Source organism: Xanthocytophaga flava (genome assembly GCF_030068545.1).
GTDB classification, from domain to species: Bacteria; Bacteroidota; Bacteroidia; order Cytophagales; family 172606-1; genus Xanthocytophaga; species Xanthocytophaga flava.
In genome coordinates this window covers 25,063-43,593 of record NZ_JASJOR010000041.1, presented here as the reverse complement: position 1 = coordinate 43,593, position 18,531 = coordinate 25,063, and the positions used below count along the sequence as shown (strand labels likewise).

At 35.2% G+C, this 18,531-nt stretch carries 10 protein-coding genes; 1 reads left to right on the top strand and 9 read right to left on the bottom strand.

Annotation, left to right across the window (positions count from 1 at the left end):
- Positions 1–92: 92 nt before the first annotated feature.
- Entirely contained in the window at positions 93–860 is a 768-nt protein-coding gene (locus QNI15_RS35070) for a creatininase family protein (protein WP_314036517.1), read from the bottom strand.
- A gap of 57 nt (positions 861–917) precedes the next feature.
- Here QNI15_RS35070 and QNI15_RS35065 point away from each other — a divergent pair, with 57 nt between their 5' ends.
- Positions 918–1,574: an HD domain-containing protein gene (locus tag QNI15_RS35065; protein ID WP_314036515.1), complete on the top strand. Its 657-nt coding sequence runs from the start codon at positions 918–920 to the stop codon at positions 1,572–1,574.
- Here QNI15_RS35065 and QNI15_RS35060 read toward each other — a convergent pair.
- From QNI15_RS35060 to QNI15_RS35025, 8 genes are all read right to left on the bottom strand, one after another.
- Positions 1,571–4,882: a ligand-binding sensor domain-containing protein gene (locus QNI15_RS35060; RefSeq protein ID WP_314036513.1), complete on the bottom strand. Its 3,312-nt coding sequence runs from the start codon at positions 4,880–4,882 to the stop codon at positions 1,571–1,573. The genes QNI15_RS35065 and QNI15_RS35060 overlap by 4 nt on opposite strands.
- A 423-nt stretch (positions 4,883–5,305) precedes the next feature.
- Complete coding sequence (locus QNI15_RS35055; RefSeq protein WP_314036511.1) at positions 5,306–7,117, bottom strand: tetratricopeptide repeat protein; 1,812 nt, start codon at positions 7,115–7,117, stop codon at positions 5,306–5,308.
- Positions 7,118–10,828: 3,711 nt separating this feature from the next.
- The gene (locus QNI15_RS35050) at positions 10,829–11,023 is read right to left on the bottom strand and encodes a hypothetical protein (protein WP_314036509.1); all 195 of its coding nucleotides are present in this window, start codon (positions 11,021–11,023) and stop codon (positions 10,829–10,831) included.
- 378 nt (positions 11,024–11,401) lie between these two features.
- Positions 11,402–13,009, bottom strand: a complete 1,608-nt coding sequence (locus QNI15_RS35045; RefSeq protein WP_314036507.1) for an Ig-like domain-containing protein — start codon at positions 13,007–13,009, stop codon at positions 11,402–11,404.
- 221 nt (positions 13,010–13,230) lie between these two features.
- A complete protein-coding gene (locus QNI15_RS35040) occupies positions 13,231–14,115 on the bottom strand; it encodes a class I SAM-dependent methyltransferase (protein ID WP_314036505.1) in 885 nt (294 codons plus the stop codon).
- A 1,402-nt stretch (positions 14,116–15,517) separates the two neighbouring features.
- Entirely contained in the window at positions 15,518–17,380 is a 1,863-nt protein-coding gene (gene mnmG / locus QNI15_RS35035) for a tRNA uridine-5-carboxymethylaminomethyl(34) synthesis enzyme MnmG (protein ID WP_314036503.1), read from the bottom strand.
- Between the two features lie 124 nt (positions 17,381–17,504).
- On the bottom strand, positions 17,505–17,942 hold the full coding sequence (ybeY, locus tag QNI15_RS35030) for an rRNA maturation RNase YbeY (RefSeq protein ID WP_314036501.1): 438 nt from the start codon (positions 17,940–17,942) through the stop codon (positions 17,505–17,507).
- 112 nt (positions 17,943–18,054) lie between these two features.
- Complete coding sequence (locus tag QNI15_RS35025) at positions 18,055–18,456, bottom strand: ATP-binding protein (RefSeq protein WP_314036536.1); 402 nt, start codon at positions 18,454–18,456, stop codon at positions 18,055–18,057.
- Positions 18,457–18,531 lie beyond the last annotated feature (75 nt).

Below are 18,531 nucleotides of genomic sequence, written 5' to 3'. Positions count from 1 at the left end.
CCATTTGATGATTTCTATAAACAAACCACTTTACAACCCAAGATTTCAACCGCTAACCCCACTGGCTATCAGTGGGGTTTATTATTAACGGCTTATTCATACATATTTTTTGCATCTGCTGCAGATAACTCTACTAGAAAACCTCCTATCTTTTCTGTTACAACATCTAAATACCTCTTTCCCTTTTCAGGCGTAGATTCGTATGGATTGCCAACGCCAGTATCTGCGGTTACCTTACTCCATTCGCGCTGTGCCCAAGCCCATCCTTCCTGAAATCCCTTTATTTTAAATGGCTTCGATGATCCATCTCCCGCTTCTGAAAGATCCAGTACCCAGTCAGGTGCTATATGCATCATTGCACTGGTTTCCATTGCACCAGCATGATCTCCGGGATCATCAAAATAGTTGCGTCCATCAATAACCCTGAACCAGTGAATTGTACACAAGAATACCGTAGGATATAATGCCTGTAGTTCCCGAAGCATCTGCTGGAAATTATTACCTCCATGTCCGTTTAGTATTACCAGTTTAGGAATACCTTGTCTAGCCAAAACGTCTACTACATCCTTCAAAATAGCCATTTGTGTACTTGGCATCATATTGATATCCAGTGTTATATCTAGCTGCCCTGTATTAACGCCAAATGGAATTGTAGGCAAAACCACAACTTTGGCACCTTTCTCCCACGCTATTCGAGCCGATTCAGCGGCGACATAATCACATTGAAAATTATCTGTCCCATAAGGCAGATGGTAATTGTGTGCTTCTGTGGCACCCCAGGGAAGTACCACAACTTCATAAGGGGTTTCTTTTACTGTTTTCCAATTTGTTTCTGCAAGTATGTAAGGACGTGGCGGCATAAATTATTCCCATTAAATAATAAAAGAGTGTATTTTTGAAACCTAAATTAAATAGAAATGCAGAATGATCAACTTATTATAGAGAATACTATTACCTATGTAAAAAAAGAGCTTCAGAATGCCGAAGGAGGACATGATTGGTGGCATATTGAACGTGTATGGCATAATGCAAAACTCATCTCTCAAACTGAATCTGTTAATAGTCTGGTTGTTGAACTAGCTGCACTTCTCCACGATATAGCAGATGCCAAATTTCACGATGGAGATGAAGAAATTGGTCCTCAGAAAGCAGCATTTTTTTTAAAGGCACAATCTATAGACCAGAGTATTATTGATCATGTAGAACAGATTATCCGTAATATTTCATTTAAAGGTGGCAACTTTACTACGTCATTCTATTCTCTTGAACTTGCAGTAGTTCAGGATGCCGACCGACTTGATGCTATGGGTGCAATTGGCATAGCCAGAGCATTTAATTATGGTGGGTTTAAAAATCGAGAATTGTATAATCCTCAGATTGCACCCAATCTTCAAATGTCAAAGGAAGAATACAAAAAGAGTACAGCCCCTACTATCAATCATTTTTATGAAAAGCTGCTTCTTTTAAAGGATCGAATGAACACATCTACAGGAAAACGTATAGCTGAAAAGAGACATCACTTTATGGAACAATTCCTGCAGCAATTCTATATGGAATGGGAAGGTAAAGGCTAACCGTTTTCAATACTAGGTAATCTGATAGTAAAGCTAGTTCCTTTACCATATTCAGAGTGAAGTTGGATAAAACCATTTAGTTTCTCAATTGTTTCTTTTACAATGTATAATCCGATTCCAGAACCAGTAGATTGAGCACTTCCTCTATAAAACATACCAAATACTTTATCGAGATGTCCTTTTTCAATTCCTATTCCGTTATCTTCTATTGTTATAACAGCGTCATTCCCATCAGTTATAACTTTTATTTTAAGAAAAGGATGTTGCTCTCTGATTTTCTGATATTTAATAGCATTTGAAAACAGATTTCGGAAAACTACTCTTAATCGATTTTCATCACTCCAGAATGGCTTATGCAATTCATAGTCTTTGATAATATCTAGTCGGCTAGCATTTTCCATATACTCTAGTTCTTTCCAAATATTATCTACCAGTATAGAAAAATCTATTTGCTTTCTGTCTAATGTTGTACGACTATTTCTGGAATAATCCAGAATATCTTTCACAAATCCATCCAATTTATAAATACTTCTTTGTGCCATCTCCAGATAGCTACTCAACTGATCCAAGTTTGTTTCTTCCTGCATCAATCCTATCAATCCCAGTAAAGAAGATAAGGGCGCACGAATATCATGAGAAACACGATATACAAAATTATCCAGTTCCTGGTTAGTCTTCTTTAGATCAGCTGTACGTATATCTACATGTTCTTCCAACCGTAAATTTATACTTCTGATTTCATTATTTGATTCAATAAGTTCTTCTGCCTGAGCCTCTATTTCTTCTTTCTGTTCCTGTATCAATTGGTTTTTTTCTACTAAGGCACGATTAGCCAGTTGTAAATCCTCTGTGCGTGTTCTTACTTCTTTTTCCAGCAACAAGTTAGCCCTTTGAATATTTTTAAGACGGAGATAGTAGATTGTTATAAACATTGAAAATATACCTAGTAGCATAATTGTCCGGACCCACCATGTTTTCCACCACGGTGGAATCACCACTATTACCAGAGATCGGATATTTCCATTTGAGCCGTCATCCTGAAGTGTAGTTACTTCAAAAGTATATTTTCCAGGATCAAGATTTGTGTAGGTGACTTTTCTAACGTCTCCAACATTTTGCCATGTTTCATCCACAAATCCTTTAAGGCGGTATTTGTATTGTACTTTTTCAGGTGTTGTATAGTTTAGTGCAGCATACTCAATACTGAAAACCGATTGTTGATAGGATAATTCTATTCTGTCCGATTCACTTATCTGTTGTTTGAGTGGAGAAGAATCGCCAATTGTAACAGGTTTATTAAAAATCTGAAAATCAACAAATACAACCGGATATTTTGCAGACGGAATTAGTAAATCCGATGGGTTGAAAAAATTAAACCCATTATTTCCTCCAAAAAGTAATTTTCCTGATGCTAATTTTAATGAAGCCCGACGGTTAAATTGTAAACCTTGCAATCCATCATTGCTATCAAATACCTTTACTTTTTTTGTTTGAGGAGTGATTCTTGCAATTCCCTGATTTGTGCTGACCCAAATATTACCTTGGTTGTCCTCTTCAATAGCATTAACATTATTGCTAGGTAGTCCATTTGCTTTAGTAAATGTACCAATAATATGCCTATTTCTGTCCAATACTTTTATTCCACCTCCTCCTGTTCCTATCCATAACTTTCCCTTTGAGTCTTCAAATAAATCAAATATAGCATGACTTGTCTCCTGAGATGTTACCAATGGAACTTTTATAAATCGTTTTTTTTCCGGATCAAATAAGTTTAAACGTCCATTACTTGTACCTATCCATATATTATTGTGTGTGTCTACTAATACAGCCCATATAAGAATATCACTGACACTTGTAGTATCCTGTACATCTGGCACATAATATGTAAATGTATGGCTTTCTGAATCAAATGTGTTAATTCCTCCTCCAAACGTACCCAGCCATAGTATTCCATCCTTGTCTTCTGCCATACATGTGATATTATCACTATTGAGATGTTTCCCATCTTGTTGTATGGCTTTCCTGAAATGGGTAAACTCTTTTCGTTTTTTATCAAAATAATCTAATCCACTACCCCAGAAACCTATCCATATTCTCCCTTTTTTATCTTGCAGTATCGTCTTAAGTTTATTTCCTCCTATTCCATTCTTCTTCTTCACTTTATATTGATAATGCATTGCATTATTCATCTCCCTGTCAAATATTGTTAATCCACCACCATCACTCCCAATCAGAATATTACCTTCATCATCCTCCAGAAAAGAACTAATATCATTATGTGTAATTGTATTCGCTGCTATTTTCTTGTAATAGTGCCCCATTTGAACTAAATATTTATCATACATATTTAAGCCACTATTATAGGTACCTATCCATAATCTCCCTTCTCGATCGGTGTACAAACTTTTTATACTATTTGAAGAAAGGCTTCTTATATCAAAAGGATCATTTTGATAGTTATAGAAACGACTATCTTTTTCATTATATAATGACAAGCCATTATCTGTTCCTACACAAAGTACTTTATCTTTTGTTTCAGTTATAGTCCAAACCTGGTCATTGCAAATACTAGCATTATTGCCTTCTTTATACTGAAAGTGGGTGAATTTACCTGTAGTTTTATCCAGTAAATTAAGGCCCTTATCCCATGTACCAACCCAAAGTCTATTCTTGTGATCATTGTATACACAATAGGCATTATTATCACTTAATGAGCGACTGTCTTTTTCGCTATGATTAAATTTTTTAAATTTTCCTGTTTTAATATTCAAACAATTTAATCCGCCACCTAATGTACCTACCCATAAGTTACCTTCTTGATCTTCAGCAATTGATATAGCTCTATTATGACTAATGCTTTGTTTATCATTGGGATTATAAGAGTAATTTGTTACTTTAAAGTTTGTAATATCTACTTTATCTAATCCTTTATCACCTGTACCTATCCACATTATTCCTCTTGAGTCATTATATAAGTCATAAATAAAATTGGAACTAATAGTATGGTTTGTATTTTCATGTGCCAATTGTATAAAATTGTCTAATCGTTTATTATATATATAGACCCCGCCACCCCAGGTACCTATCCAAATATCTCCATTTATATCCTCTGACAAAGCCATTATAGCATGATTGATAGGAACTACACTATTACCTGTACTTTGCCTATATGGATGAAATGTGTAGCCATTAAATTTGTTTAGTCCATCTTCTGTTGCGATCCATATAAAACCATCTTGATCCTGAAGTATTTCTCGTATATAATTGTGTGAAAGTCCTTCTTTGACTGTATATCTTTTAAAACTCAATTCAGATTGCGGAAATCCTATTCCTATAAATACAATTATTAATAGTATACTAAGTAGATTTACCTTTATAAATATATAGTTACAATTCATCCTATAATCATTTAATAAGCTAATCGTTAACAAAATACTTAAGATCTTCAATTGTATTTTATCCGAATTATAATATAATTATCTCTACAATCAGAACTATCGTCTTTCTTGGCAAACGTTACTTATCACTATTGATCACGTGGCCTAATCCAATTTACAGCAATTAAATTATAAAAACCTTTTTCAGCAAAATTTATATTTCATCTTTTTATATAACTATTTTAACATAATTCCTTGACAAAAATCGTACAATTGTGTACGCAATTATTAATTAAAAGACAAAAAAATCGCAAGCTGTTTAGCTTGCGATAGGGTAGTAGATAGTTGATTCATTTATTGAGTATCACCTCTAAGATTACGATATCTTTTCCTTGCTTCGACTACATAAATACTACCTGGATATTTAATTAAAAAGTTCTTATACATCTCCATAGCTTCTTCTTTCTTTCCAAGCTTTTCCTCTTTCAGCTTCGCTATTAAAAACTCTGCATCATCACTTAAAATATCATATCCATACTCTGTCACAATTTTCTGCAGTTTTTCGACTGCCACTTCACTGTTACCTCTTTTCATATATATCTGAGCCTGTTGCCAGAGAATTTCATCAGCCAGACTATGTCCTGCATAGGTTGTCATCATATGATTAAGCTTTTCCAACGCTTCTTCATCTCTATTTTGAAATAATAACAGTTCGACATTAGCATATTCACGCATTGCCTCACCTGTACTATCTAATCCCGTATTATCTTGTATGAGGATACTCAATGACATAGCATCATTAGCAATCTCTCGTGATGTTGCCAGTTTCAAGATATCAAGATGTTCTTGAGCTAGTTGAAAATCACCTTTGAAATAATTCAAACGGGCATTCCGCAATTTGGCATCGTAACCCAAAGGACTATCTTTTTCATCTTTCTCTACTTGTGAATAAATGAGAGTTGCTTCCCAAGGTTCACTTTTAAGTAAATAAATATCCCCTAAGTCTAACTTACATTTATCGATAAATCGCTGATCCGTTCGAGCAATTTTAATAGCATCCTGGAGAAGAGTTATTGCCGTGTCTTTTTCATTTAAATAGAATCCATACAGTAAAGCAGTACTTCTCATTGCCTCAACCGTTTTAGGGCTCCGTCCAAGTTCGCTCAGTAAAATTTTATAATCTCCAATCAATGAACGTATTGCACCTTTATCCACAGGATATGCATTTTTCACTAGTTCTTCTTTGGCATTTACAAGATATCGTCTTGCCATAGGATAGTTATTACTTTGTGGATATTCTTTCACCAGATATTCAAAAATTTCACTTGCAGCTTTGTAGTCCTTATTTTGCAAACTTATTTGTCCTATTTCCATCAATCGTTGTCCTTCCATTTTCATCCTGCGATCAATTGCCCTTGCCTGTAAAAAAGCCCGATGAAAATCTTTTTGTTGCATGTAGAACCAAATAAGCAAATCATTATAGACGATCTGATTGGGTTCTTTCTGAAGTTTTGCAAGTAATACTTTCTCAAGCTTTTCAAAATCCTCAGGTTTTTCCAGATCATCCTGCATAGCATTCTGAACCACAACCAAATTATCATGTGCTTCTGCAGCAATACTTACATACTCATCAAGCATCTTTTCTGTCTCTCCGCTGCTTTTATAAAGATGTGCTAGCTGGAAGGCATATTCACTAGGGCTCCCGCTGCTTTTACGGGCCTCTAGATACATTTTCTCAGTCCAGTCGGGATGCTGGTTCTCGAGCAGGTATTGAGCGATCTGATGAATCTGCTGAGGGTTCTTTTTAATATCGTCTATCAACCGGTTCACACTTTTCTGTGCATCCTCTTTTTTTCCTTGCAAATCCTGGATCACGGCCAGTTCTGCTTTATAAACGGGTTGCTCCGTACTAGACTTAGCCTGTTTCTTTAAAAATTTCTCTGCTTCATCCCAAGCTTGCAACTTTTGTAATGTCTGAACATATTTCCTTTGTACTACTGGCACCACCCGTTCTTCTTTTATCAACTTTCGATAAATCTCCCTTGCCTTCTCAGGTTCATTTTGTTGAAGATATTCATCTGCGAGTTTAATTTCCTGTTGCTGGCCCCAGCACATCAACACTGACAGTATCCCGAATGTCAGTGTCAGCAGTACTTGTTTTTTCATTTTGCGAAATGTGTGTGTGTGTCTTTTCATATAACCGTTCAAGTCCTTTCTTTCTTATATATAATATTAATTCTTTTTTTAAATAAAATCTAATACTACCATTAGTCCGTGGATAAGTGGAAAAGTGGAAAACCGGATAGAATAAGTTTGCAAGTGTCAATAGTTTGTGGATAAGTAGGTCGTTATCCACATATTTATCCACACTTTTCCACAAGATTCTCAGTATTTTTCATAAGTTATACACATTTTCCTGATTTTTTTACTTGTGCATAAGAAGTTGTTCACATGTGTGGATAAGTGTAGGGGTACATTGTGGATAAGTATAGGTTTATCCACTTTTTGGTCAGGATAGAATAATGAGGGTTGGGTTATCCGCTTTGGATAAACGCTAGATAAACACTAAATGGGTCTTTATCCACTCGAGTTTTCCACTAATCCACAGAGTTATCCACATTGTTTTATTTTTTTGCTAAGAAAAAATAGACCTTAAATCAGAACATCCCTTCTTGACCTTTTGATTTTGTGTTTTTGGAGAGGAGTTTATACAATGAAAGTCGAAGTGGAATTTTGAAAGTAAAATCTGTGAAAAGTTGCCTTTACTCAATAGAATAGCCGTTCTTTCCTGTTTTTAAGAAAAGAAAATATTCTTTGGTTATAAGATCCGTAGATCTATCTGAAAGCTGTCAATATGTCAGTTTTGTTCGTGTATTATAAAGTGTTTGTTATGCGAACTTTTACTAAAATGACCAATTAGTTTTTGATAAGTGTTGTCTTATCGATTTTCACAATCCGGGTTCTATCATTATGATTTACTAGGAGGAGACTGAAAGTCTCTGCTCCTCTAACCGTATTGGCAAAAGTTTTTGAGCCAAATGATTTTTCTATCTTTTCATTTTCTGCACAATTTCATTTTGCTTCTTTATATATCTTGTTCATCTAGCTGATTCCATCTGGAGTTTTAGAGAGCACATCTCCTATCACAACTCTTAACTGAATTCCGATTCAGCATCATTTGTTTAAGAGTACATGACTTAGAGAGTCGATGATATCAGATTGGAAACAATAAGACCGCAGTTGTTTTGAACTTGCTTTCTTATCATGTCAGAATAAAAGGATCACCGGATTTATTCTGATCTTTTCTGTCTCTCATAATTTGGTTCAACGCTTAAATGAGTATCAACTTCATGAGTCTACTACACCCGATACAATCCTGGTTTTATATATCTTCCTAAGAAGATCTCTACATAATTTTGTAGAGTTACAGACTTATCTTCTGTCTCACATTTTCACTTCTTTTAAAGACTATAACTTTGTTCGTATTTCTCGAAATAATCCTGGCCTTTTATAACATCTACTCATTTGGTTTCTTCAAAATAAATTAGACCTCCTCTTAGAGGTTGTCTAAAATTATTTTACAAAGGCTGCAAAGGCAGATAATAATAAAGTTCTTTATGAACTAAAATACATAGGCTGCACCTTCATCAGGCTGCTCAGCCTGCGCCGGCAAAATAGTCTTGGTTTGCTCTAAAACTTGCTCTTTTCACTTCTTTAATAATAAGTTTGACAATCTCTTAGCGAAAAGCTTTGGTTTTATGAATTGTACTTCTACTTGTGAACACTCGAATGTAAAGTCTGTATATGTTTTGATTACCTTATTTTTCTTTTTTAATACTATCATTTGATAAGCTCTATTCTTCTTTATATTGATTGATATATGCTTTGATTTTTTCCTTAGTATGCTTGTTCAGAGCCACCATATTTTCCTTATGGAAGGCTTTTCTATAACTAAAAATATCTATCGGTTTACAACTTGGGCCTTTGAAATCTGAAGTGATCCAGATTAGATACTCTCTTATTTACAATTAAGAGAGAAATTACTTAATACATATCTTGTGAAGAATGCCTATTTCTATCAACTTGATAGAAGAGTTTTCTAACTGGTTTCTAATTCAACAAAGGTTCTCATCATCAGTTTATTATTTTACAGAAGTAGTATTATATAATTTTAAAAACATTCAATCCGTAAATTTTAGAGTAAGCCCTAATTATCCTATAGCTGACAATAGGAGAGGTGGCAACATACATTTTCATTCCTTTTCACCTTTTGTATACATTGTTCTCACATACATCTTCTTTTTATAAAGAGAAAAGTTGTATTTTCCTGCTCATCGAGACTTTGCCCGATTGAGTCAATAACGAGCCTGTGGGAAAATACACGGTTTCCTATTCGTTATATCAATATATCTTTAAAGGTCTATAAGTTATATTCTCGTCAACGCTACCATACCTCACATGTCATCTTGATTTATGAGGTAAATTGATAGTAAACTACCCTTGTCGACTTCTTGTAGATTCAATATTTAGTCTCTGATTGAGATGTATTTTAAATTGTTTATGAGGAGTGTCAATGTACCTGGTTTGTATGGTTCTGCTAGTTGATTCTATTGGTTTGATAATGTCTTTTTTACTAAAAAAATCATCTGTCACAATACCTTTTATACTTCATAAGTAGCGTTTTTTTATTGAATAAATACAAAATTGTACTTCAATAATACTCATAAGTTGCTGATTTTCAAAGAAAAATATAGGTTATTTTCACGGTTTTATACCATTGTTTTTTTGTTTGAGTCTGTATTTATGCAGCGTAAAAAATGTGTTTTGAGTAAGGGTAGGACCTATACAAGACAGGAGTTAGCCGTGATTAGTTTTCCTTAATGCTATACTATATTCTGGTGATTTCTCCACTCATTTGATTTTGAGGAAAAGGCTAATACTATGAAATTCGTATACAGTCTTGGCAATGGATATTACCCTTTGATGATGGTTATAAGAACTTTAAGCTGTTTTTATAAGTTGATTGCGGAGTGGGGGATAACTTTGTTTATATACTGTTTAGGTGTTCAACCTGAATACTTTGAAGCTGATTTCTTGATTGTGCATATTCACTAAAAACATGCCAGACTTGGGCAAGAGGTATTTCTGTACAACAGGAAACTATATAAAGACAAGCTATCTTCCTGCTTGATTGAATCTTGCATAGGGTTTCAATTTTTTTTGTTTGCGTATAATTCACGGCAAGGCTCCTGGATGAGGATGACTCGATTACACTACTATGTGAGAAGTTTTTGATCAGAATTCAAGGCCAATTTGTGTTTGTGCATAACTTCCATTACTTTTTGTTTTGCTGTGAATTCACGGCAAGAGACCTCATGCGCATAACTCACGGCAATAACTTTTTTGGCCTGAACTCAGGTTACATTTAACTTTGACTGGTGTTCCGGTTAAAAATAAAATCAACTGGAACTCCAGTTATTTTCTGGTGTGTACATAACTCACAGCAAGCAGAGAACATGATCGGAATTTACTGCAAGCATCCAAGTATTGTCTCCATAAAAGTATGTCCTGCTATCAGTGGGATATGGGCAACAAAGCTTTTGACATGAATTAAAGGAAAGTATTAAGTCTAATTCTCTTCCATAACTTTTTCAATTTTGATGATCGAGGTAGTCGTTCAAATAGGAAGACATTCAAATGTTTGTTCAGACTTAAATAGAGAGCAACAGCCGTGACTTGAGTATAAAGAGGTTGTATTCTGATATGTTATTCAGATTTGTAATCTTACCTAAACAAGGCTTTACCCTTAACGCAGTGCGTACTTAACACTATTAACTCGATTATTTTCACTTAGTTGTTTTTTCTTCCTTAAAAAAATTATTCTCTTTCTTTCTGAGTTCCTCTGTCCTTATAGGCTTTTTCTCCTGTTTTTCTGAAAGAATACTTCATCACTTTCTTCCTGAAAGGATATTCTCTCTTGCTGTCCTTCTGTAAGACACTTTTGATAAATAGAGCTATGCTTATTCTTGAGAGAAAACTATCTCCAAGTACAAAGGTTATAGGTCTTGCCATACTTGTCCCGCTCACGCCATGAGTGGCAAGCATGGCGTAACAGGAAGGTCCTTTCAGGAGGACATAGAAAAAAGGTATGCAAAAGGAGAGAACTGTAATGGAAAAGGAGTATAAAAAGGGTTTGGTATCTTTTTCAGATAGGAAGATCAATGAATAATGCTAAAGGGAGAATATTTTGCGAGAAGGAAGAGGAGGCATTAATAACTTACAAGATACTTGGCTTTGTCCAGCAATTTATTATGAATCGTTTACTAAAGTTTTATATATACATTTGTGCCAAGTTAGTTAGGATATTTTTGGCCTTTCGGGAGAGAAACAAGAAAGGATTGAGTCAACTCAATCCTTTCTTGTTCTTATAATTCTTTTGTCTATTGAAGACTATGGCATGGAGATATTTTGATCTGTCAATTCCCAGTTTTCTTTGAGTTTGATTTTTTCAGGTTTGAAAATTATATCCTCTGCTATTCTACGATCTTTGAAACTGGCCGGGTCCCATTTTCCATTGTTATTCTGATCAATTACTACTCTTAGATTATAATCTCCAGCAGAAAGGTAACGAAACATGTAATTACGTTGGTTTCTTGATTCTGCTACTACTTTACCACTATTATCTACAAGCTGAACTATAAAGTATTTTTCCTTTGTATTTACTGTTCCACTCATCGTGCCATATCTTTCAGGATCTTTTATACTATGATCTGTTTTGATTGCTTTTGCAGTATCATTTTCGACGCTAAAGAAAGTTTCTTTGGGTGCCTCAAACCGTACACCAGTTTTTACTTCAATTTTCTTATTCAGAGTTAATCGGGTATACGAGTTATTCCATTGGAAATCTTTCGGGATATCAAGCGGAATAGGAGTGAGGGTATCAGCAAGTAACCGTATTTTAGAAAGATCATATCTCGTAACAGGCTTAGAAAAGGAGACGATGTATTGAAAATCCTTTAAGACAGGCTCGCTGTTGCCAGGTTGTGTTCCTACTTCAAAAGGAAATTTAGTCTTGCGCTTTAGCTGTTTTTCATCTAATTGATCAAACTTGATCTTTACAGGTATCTGGGCAATGTTTTGTGCAGAGTCTTGTGCTATTACCTGTATTGAAAGACTATCGTACGATTGTATTGTATTGTACAGATAGATTGTTTTAGGTACTTTAGGATCTATTATATAAGCTAGTTTTTTAGTGGAATCGTCCATGCGGATTTCTGCATTGATTAACCCTTCATTCATTTCTATTCTGTAAAGGTCACTTTGAGTAGACTTACTGCTTATTTTAGGAGGATTTTCATCTACTACACTTACTTTAATGTCTAAGTTTACTTTACTACTGTCGGCTATTTGTAATGTCTTTGGAAGAAAACCTATTTTCTCTTTCTCCTGGTTGTAACGTTGATTATTGTCTTTTTCATTTAACGCATACATTTTGTAGTTGTCTTCATGTATATTCTCCAGTTGATAATACCCTTTCTTATCTGTTTTTGTAAAATAGTAAGGTTTATCTTTGACAATGTCCAATGTATCGTCTGTCCTATATAATGAAACGACTGCATTTTCTACTGGTTGCCCTGTTTCCAGATCCTTTATGATTCCTTCTATCGATAATGTATCTAATCCTGGTCCAGTACTGAATACGACTTTTGCATCCTTAGCAATATTTTTTTCGGTAATGTCTTTAATTGCGTTTCGTAAATTAATAGTGTAAGTAGTATTGGGTTTATCAAAAGGCTTATTAAATGTCAGAATAAGACCATTTTTATTGGCTTTGTATTCATACTCTGTTCCTACATTAGGTGTTACAATTAGTTCCTGTTGAAGATTTTCTACCTGGATATATTCATCAAAAGTAAAGATTACTACCTTTCCTCTATAGTCACGGCTCTTGTCCTCTGGAATAATCTTCACCAATTTTGGTGCAAGAGTATCTTTGGGGCCACCGCTAGGTGCTCCCTGCAGCGCACATTGAGTAAAAAGAAACGGAATAAAAATCAAAGTTAAACAAGTAAAGATGATAGAAAACGGTTGTGCTTTTGTATCTGATATACTTGCTGAAGGTTGAACTTCTAAAGTTGTATATAGGTTTGTATTCACTTGTGGTTGCATTGACACTTTCATCTTTCTTGAATCGGGAAAATACTTTCAGGTAATTAGTTGCTATACTTACTTTATTGGATATTTCTGTAATGAGGTCTTTGGTATCCAGATAACTCTTTCTATACTATTTTGAATATATAAATCAAGCTGGAATAGTTGTCGTTGTTCTTCTTTGCCCAGGAATTTGATTTTAACCCCCTCGATACCGCTTCCGCATAGTTTATTTTTCCATCTCTGTACTTAGTACTCAACATTGAAATATAAAAAGCATCAAAATACATTGGCTTTACTTCCGCAATTTTAAAGCCAAACTTCTCTATTAATTGTGTAAGCGTTTTTGGTGCGAAATGATATAAATGTCTTGGAACATCGTATGCTGCCCAATACTGATTATAATACTTAGCATCATAAGACTCAGAATTGGGAACAGCTATAACGAGTTTGCCATCTGAAGAAAGATTCCTTCGTAGTTTATCCAGTGTCTCGCTTAGTAAATGTACGTGTTCCAATACATGCCACATCGTAATGATATCAAATTGTTCATCCGGATAAGCTGTTAAGAAATCTGGTTCAATCGTTAACTGATTATTTGAACCCGCAAATGCCCTTGCATTACTGTCTGGTTCTGTTCCTTTCACTTGCCATCCTGCTGAACTACATGTTTGCAAAAAAGCACCCGTACCACATCCAATATCTAATAATGTGCCTTTAGTATGGAGACTATTTATGAGCTTTAATTTATTCTTGAGTGTATAATTTCTGACTATCTGATAGGCCTTATTAATTAATCCTTTATTTGTATTGCTGTGTGATATATAGTCTTCTGACTGATAGAATGCACCAATTTCATGAGCTGCTGGACGGGGATTTGTGAACTTAAAGCCACAACTCTCACAGCGTACAATTTGAAACTCTTGTTTACTAACTGTATAATCTTTGCAAACTAAAAAGTGTTTAAATACTAATGTGTTGCATACGGGGCAACTTTTCAAATTTTCAGGCATGGAGATAGTATTGAGATTCTTACATTTATGGCTCCAAAGTTAGTAAATAGAAGGCTTAAAAAATAAGAATGTGTATTTGATATGGGATTTTATACAAATGGAATACGAATCCTTTTGCCATTTTTCCGGAAAAAGGATATAAAATGATTTTCTGTACCGTACCTAAATTGATAACATCTACTGTAGGATTGTACATCCTTGGATATATGATGGCGCACTTGCTGAACATTCTATTACTTGCTCTTCTATAAACTAGGAAACTTTATGTAATTGTTCCGGAACATAGGACTTATTTCATTCTCCTTTTTGGGGAAGTGGGATATGTTGATGGTGAGTATTTCTTTGTAGATACCCACATGGATATTCTGCAAAAGGCACCTGTTTAACACTGTAATTTAACGAAGATCCACAGGGAATTCTTTATTTAAAATTATATCTTTCTAAAGATAGAAGCCTGTATTCTTTTTTTCCTCCTGTATACACTTCCTCCCTTTATTCCTTAAAAGGACATTGGTCGATCCTTTACTATCCTTCTGAAAAAACTTTTGACAGAGCGATGCTGCTTTTTGAAAAGATTTTCTCCACTCGAAGCAGCTATCGGCCTTGTCACGTATGTCCCGCATTAGTTTACCACCTGAAGGCATGGGTATCAAGTTCCTATTAGGAAGACTGAAAGAGAGTGGAATTGTGATCCTTCTAGAGAACAAAAGATAGGAGTTCTTTCTGGAGGATATAGAGAAAAAGTATGCGAAAGAAGAGGAGAGTGAAAGGGAGTTGTTTAAAAGTATGATAATGATGAGTGTCCTTTTTAGGAGCGTTGGCTTGGATTTATAGTACAGAAAAGATTTATCTCCTAACAAGTATATAGGGAGGCATTGGACATACACTTCTGCAAACGCCAGACCTTTGCCTTTCTATTTTAATAAGTGGCTTAATGCATTTTCTTAAAGCTCTCAGAATTAAAAACGTAGGAGACAGGAAAGTGTATAACGTTGAATATAGTGGAGTGGGGTGGGGGAGTAGCTGAATAAAGGATGATAGACTTATGTCGAATTCCCGGGTAGTCTATCTTCTATTTTTGGCACAGTTGGTAGAGGTATTATTGGATAGATTTTGGGTAAGCCATATGATGGGTTCGGTCTTTCTTGAGAATTTAATAGATACTTTAAGCCGATTTCAAAAATCGATTTTTTTGTTTTATGCTTATATCGATACCAACATGTTCTATATTTTACCAGATAGAATTTACCTGTTTTGACTCAACCAACTCTATTTTCTGTTTAATGCCTATCTATAATAAGCATATTTAGTGATCGTAAATCTTATTATTATTTGTTTGTGGAAAGGAGTTCTAACATACAAAACAGGCGAGATACATATCCCGCCTGTTTTGTACTCTACTTCATCTTCCCAAATAAACCATCAATATAGATACATCTGAAGGAGATACTCCACTAATTCGTGAGGCTTGGCCAAGTGTCATTGGTCGTATCTTTTTTAGTTTCTCTCTGCCTTCTTTTGATATTGCCTGCACACGATCGTAGTCAAAGTTTTCATTTATTTTATAGTTCTCTAACTCTGATAACTTATCTGCTACTTTCTGTTCCTTGTCAATATAGCTTTCATATTTGACTGCAATTTCTGCTTGTTCTAGCATCTCTATATCATACTGGTCAATATAGATTGCAAGATCTTTGTCCAGCGATTTTAATCTATCAATCGTGATCTCTGGTCGTTTTAATAGATTATATAAAGAGCTTTTTTCCCGAATAGTGGCTGTTCCAATATTCTCTAGTTCCCCGTTTATTTCTTCTGGTGCAAACTTTTTCAACTTCAAATCATTTAGCAGTCTGGCTGCTTCTGATCTTTTGTGTTTCATTCTCTCCAACCGTTCTTCAGATGCCAGCCCAAGATTAAAGCCTGCTTCTGTTAAGCGGAGATCTGCATTATCTTGTCTCAGTAGTATTCTATATTCTGCCCGTGAGGTAAACATTCTATAAGGCTCATCCGTACCTTTATTAACGAGATCATCAATTAGTACGCCTATGTATGCTTCTGATCTCTTTAGTATGAAGGGTGCTCTATCATGTATTTTATTATGCGCATTGATACCTGCCATTAATCCCTGGCAGGCTGCCTCTTCATATCCAGTTGTTCCATTTATCTGACCTGCAAAGAAAAGATTCTTGATGAGTTTGGTTTCCATTGATAACTCCAGCTGAGTAGGAGGAAAGTAGTCATACTCTATTGCATACCCCGGACGAAACATCCGCACATTTTCGAATCCTGGAATTTTTAATAGTGCCTTGTATTGTACCTCTTCAGGAAGAGATGTGGAAAAGCCATTCACATATACCTCTACCGTATTCCATCCTTCAGGTTCTACAAAAATCTGATGACGATCTTTATCTGCAAATCTGTTTATTTTGTCTTCCACAGATGGACAGTAGCGAGGTCCCAATCCTTTGATTCTTCCTGCAAACATTGGTGACTTGTCAAATCCAGTTCTAAGTATCTCATGCACCTCTTCATTGGTATATGTCATCCAGCAGCTACGTTGTTTTGCCAGTGGTTGTGTATTCGTATAGGAGAATTTACTTGGATTTTCGTCTCCTGGCTGCTCTTCCATTACTTGATAGTTCAGGCTTCTTCCATCTACTCGGGGTGGTGTTCCCGTTTTCATTCTACCTGCCTCAAAGCCTAATTCTATTAATTGTTCTGTTATGCCTGTTGCTGCTTTTTCAGCTGTTCGTCCACCTCCAAAGTTTTTCTCTCCAATATGTATCTTTCCATTCAGAAATGTTCCATTTGTCAATACTACTGCTTTGGACTCTATTTCTAATCCCATTGATGTTCTTACTCCACATACTACTCCATTTTTTATCAGCAGACCGCTTACCATTTCTTGCCAAAAATCTACATTAGGTATTTGTTCTAATGCCAGACGCCATTCTTCAGCAAACCGCATTCTATCACTCTGTGCTCTTGGGCTCCACATTGCAGCTCCTTTGGATCGGTTAAGCATTCTGAACTGTATCATGCTTTTGTCTGTGATTATTCCCGACATTCCTCCCAATGCGTCCACTTCTCTTACTATCTGCCCTTTTGCTACTCCACCCATTGCTGGATTACAAGACATTTGTGCAATTGTATGCATGTTCATCGTTACGAGCAATACTTTTGAACCCATGTTTGCTGCTGCTGCTGCTGCTTCACACCCTGCGTGCCCTGCTCCAACTACTATTATATCATATTTTGGAAACATATATTTGTTTTAATGTCGTTTTAATAGTCTTTTATATTTATCTTCTTTTTTTAATTTACTCTGTCTTGTGGAAACATTCCACGTGAAACATTAATGTTTAATCTTGTGAAATAAATCTAATGTTTCACGTGGAATGTTTTATTGAAAGAATACGTAAGTAGTAAGATTCTTTATCTCTCATTTGTTCTTTCTCCTCTGGGGTGTGATCCATATATCCACAAAGATGAAGGACGCCATGAATCATTACCCGATATAACTCTTGTGAAAATTCGGTGTTAAACGTATCTGCATTTTCTTTAACTCTGTCAATACTTATAAATATATCTCCTTCAATTGTTGAGGGATCTTCTGACTGCTCGAAAGTAATGATGTCAGTAAAGTAATCGTGATCCAGATATTGCTTATTGATAGATAGTAAGTAATTGTCCGAACAAAATATAAAGTTTAAGAGTTCAAGTTGATAGCCTTCATCTAGGATAACTTGTTTTATCCAAGCAGTTAGAGATCTTTTTTGAGTGATCAGAAATGTTGTGTCTTCAGTGAAGTAAGAAATCGATGCCATAATGAATTATTAATTCCAAGGCAAATATACGTAGAAAAGAGGGAGCCCCTTAAAAGGATGCGAAAGAAAAAAGCCTCTAAAAAGAGGCTTTAATAGAAAGAAATTTATTATCTCAATTGAAATAAAAAATAAGCTCAACCTCTCTGCCTTCGTTCCTGAAATGGACTTCATCAGATAAATGACGCATCAAAAATATTCCTCTACCTCCGATCTTCTCAAGGCTCTCAGGTGCAGTTGGATCAGGAAGGTGATTATGGTCAAACCCTGGCCCTTGATCTTCTACAATAAAACGAACGGAATTTTCTTCCAGATGCATCTGCAAGGATACATTCTTTGTAGGGTCTTCATTGTTGCCATGCTTTATAGCATTATTGACAGTTTCGGTAACAGCAATGAGAATGTTTCCATAGATATCGTCATCGAGTTTATAGATTTCCTTGGCATTGTCAATAAAACTTTCAATGATACGAATGTTTTCTACCATCGAAGGTATCTGAATAGTAATAGATTCCATGAAAGAAGATAGTCCTGATACAGTATCAAATTTATGAGGCTGAGCTTTCATCTCCAAATGTGTTAGGCCATTTTT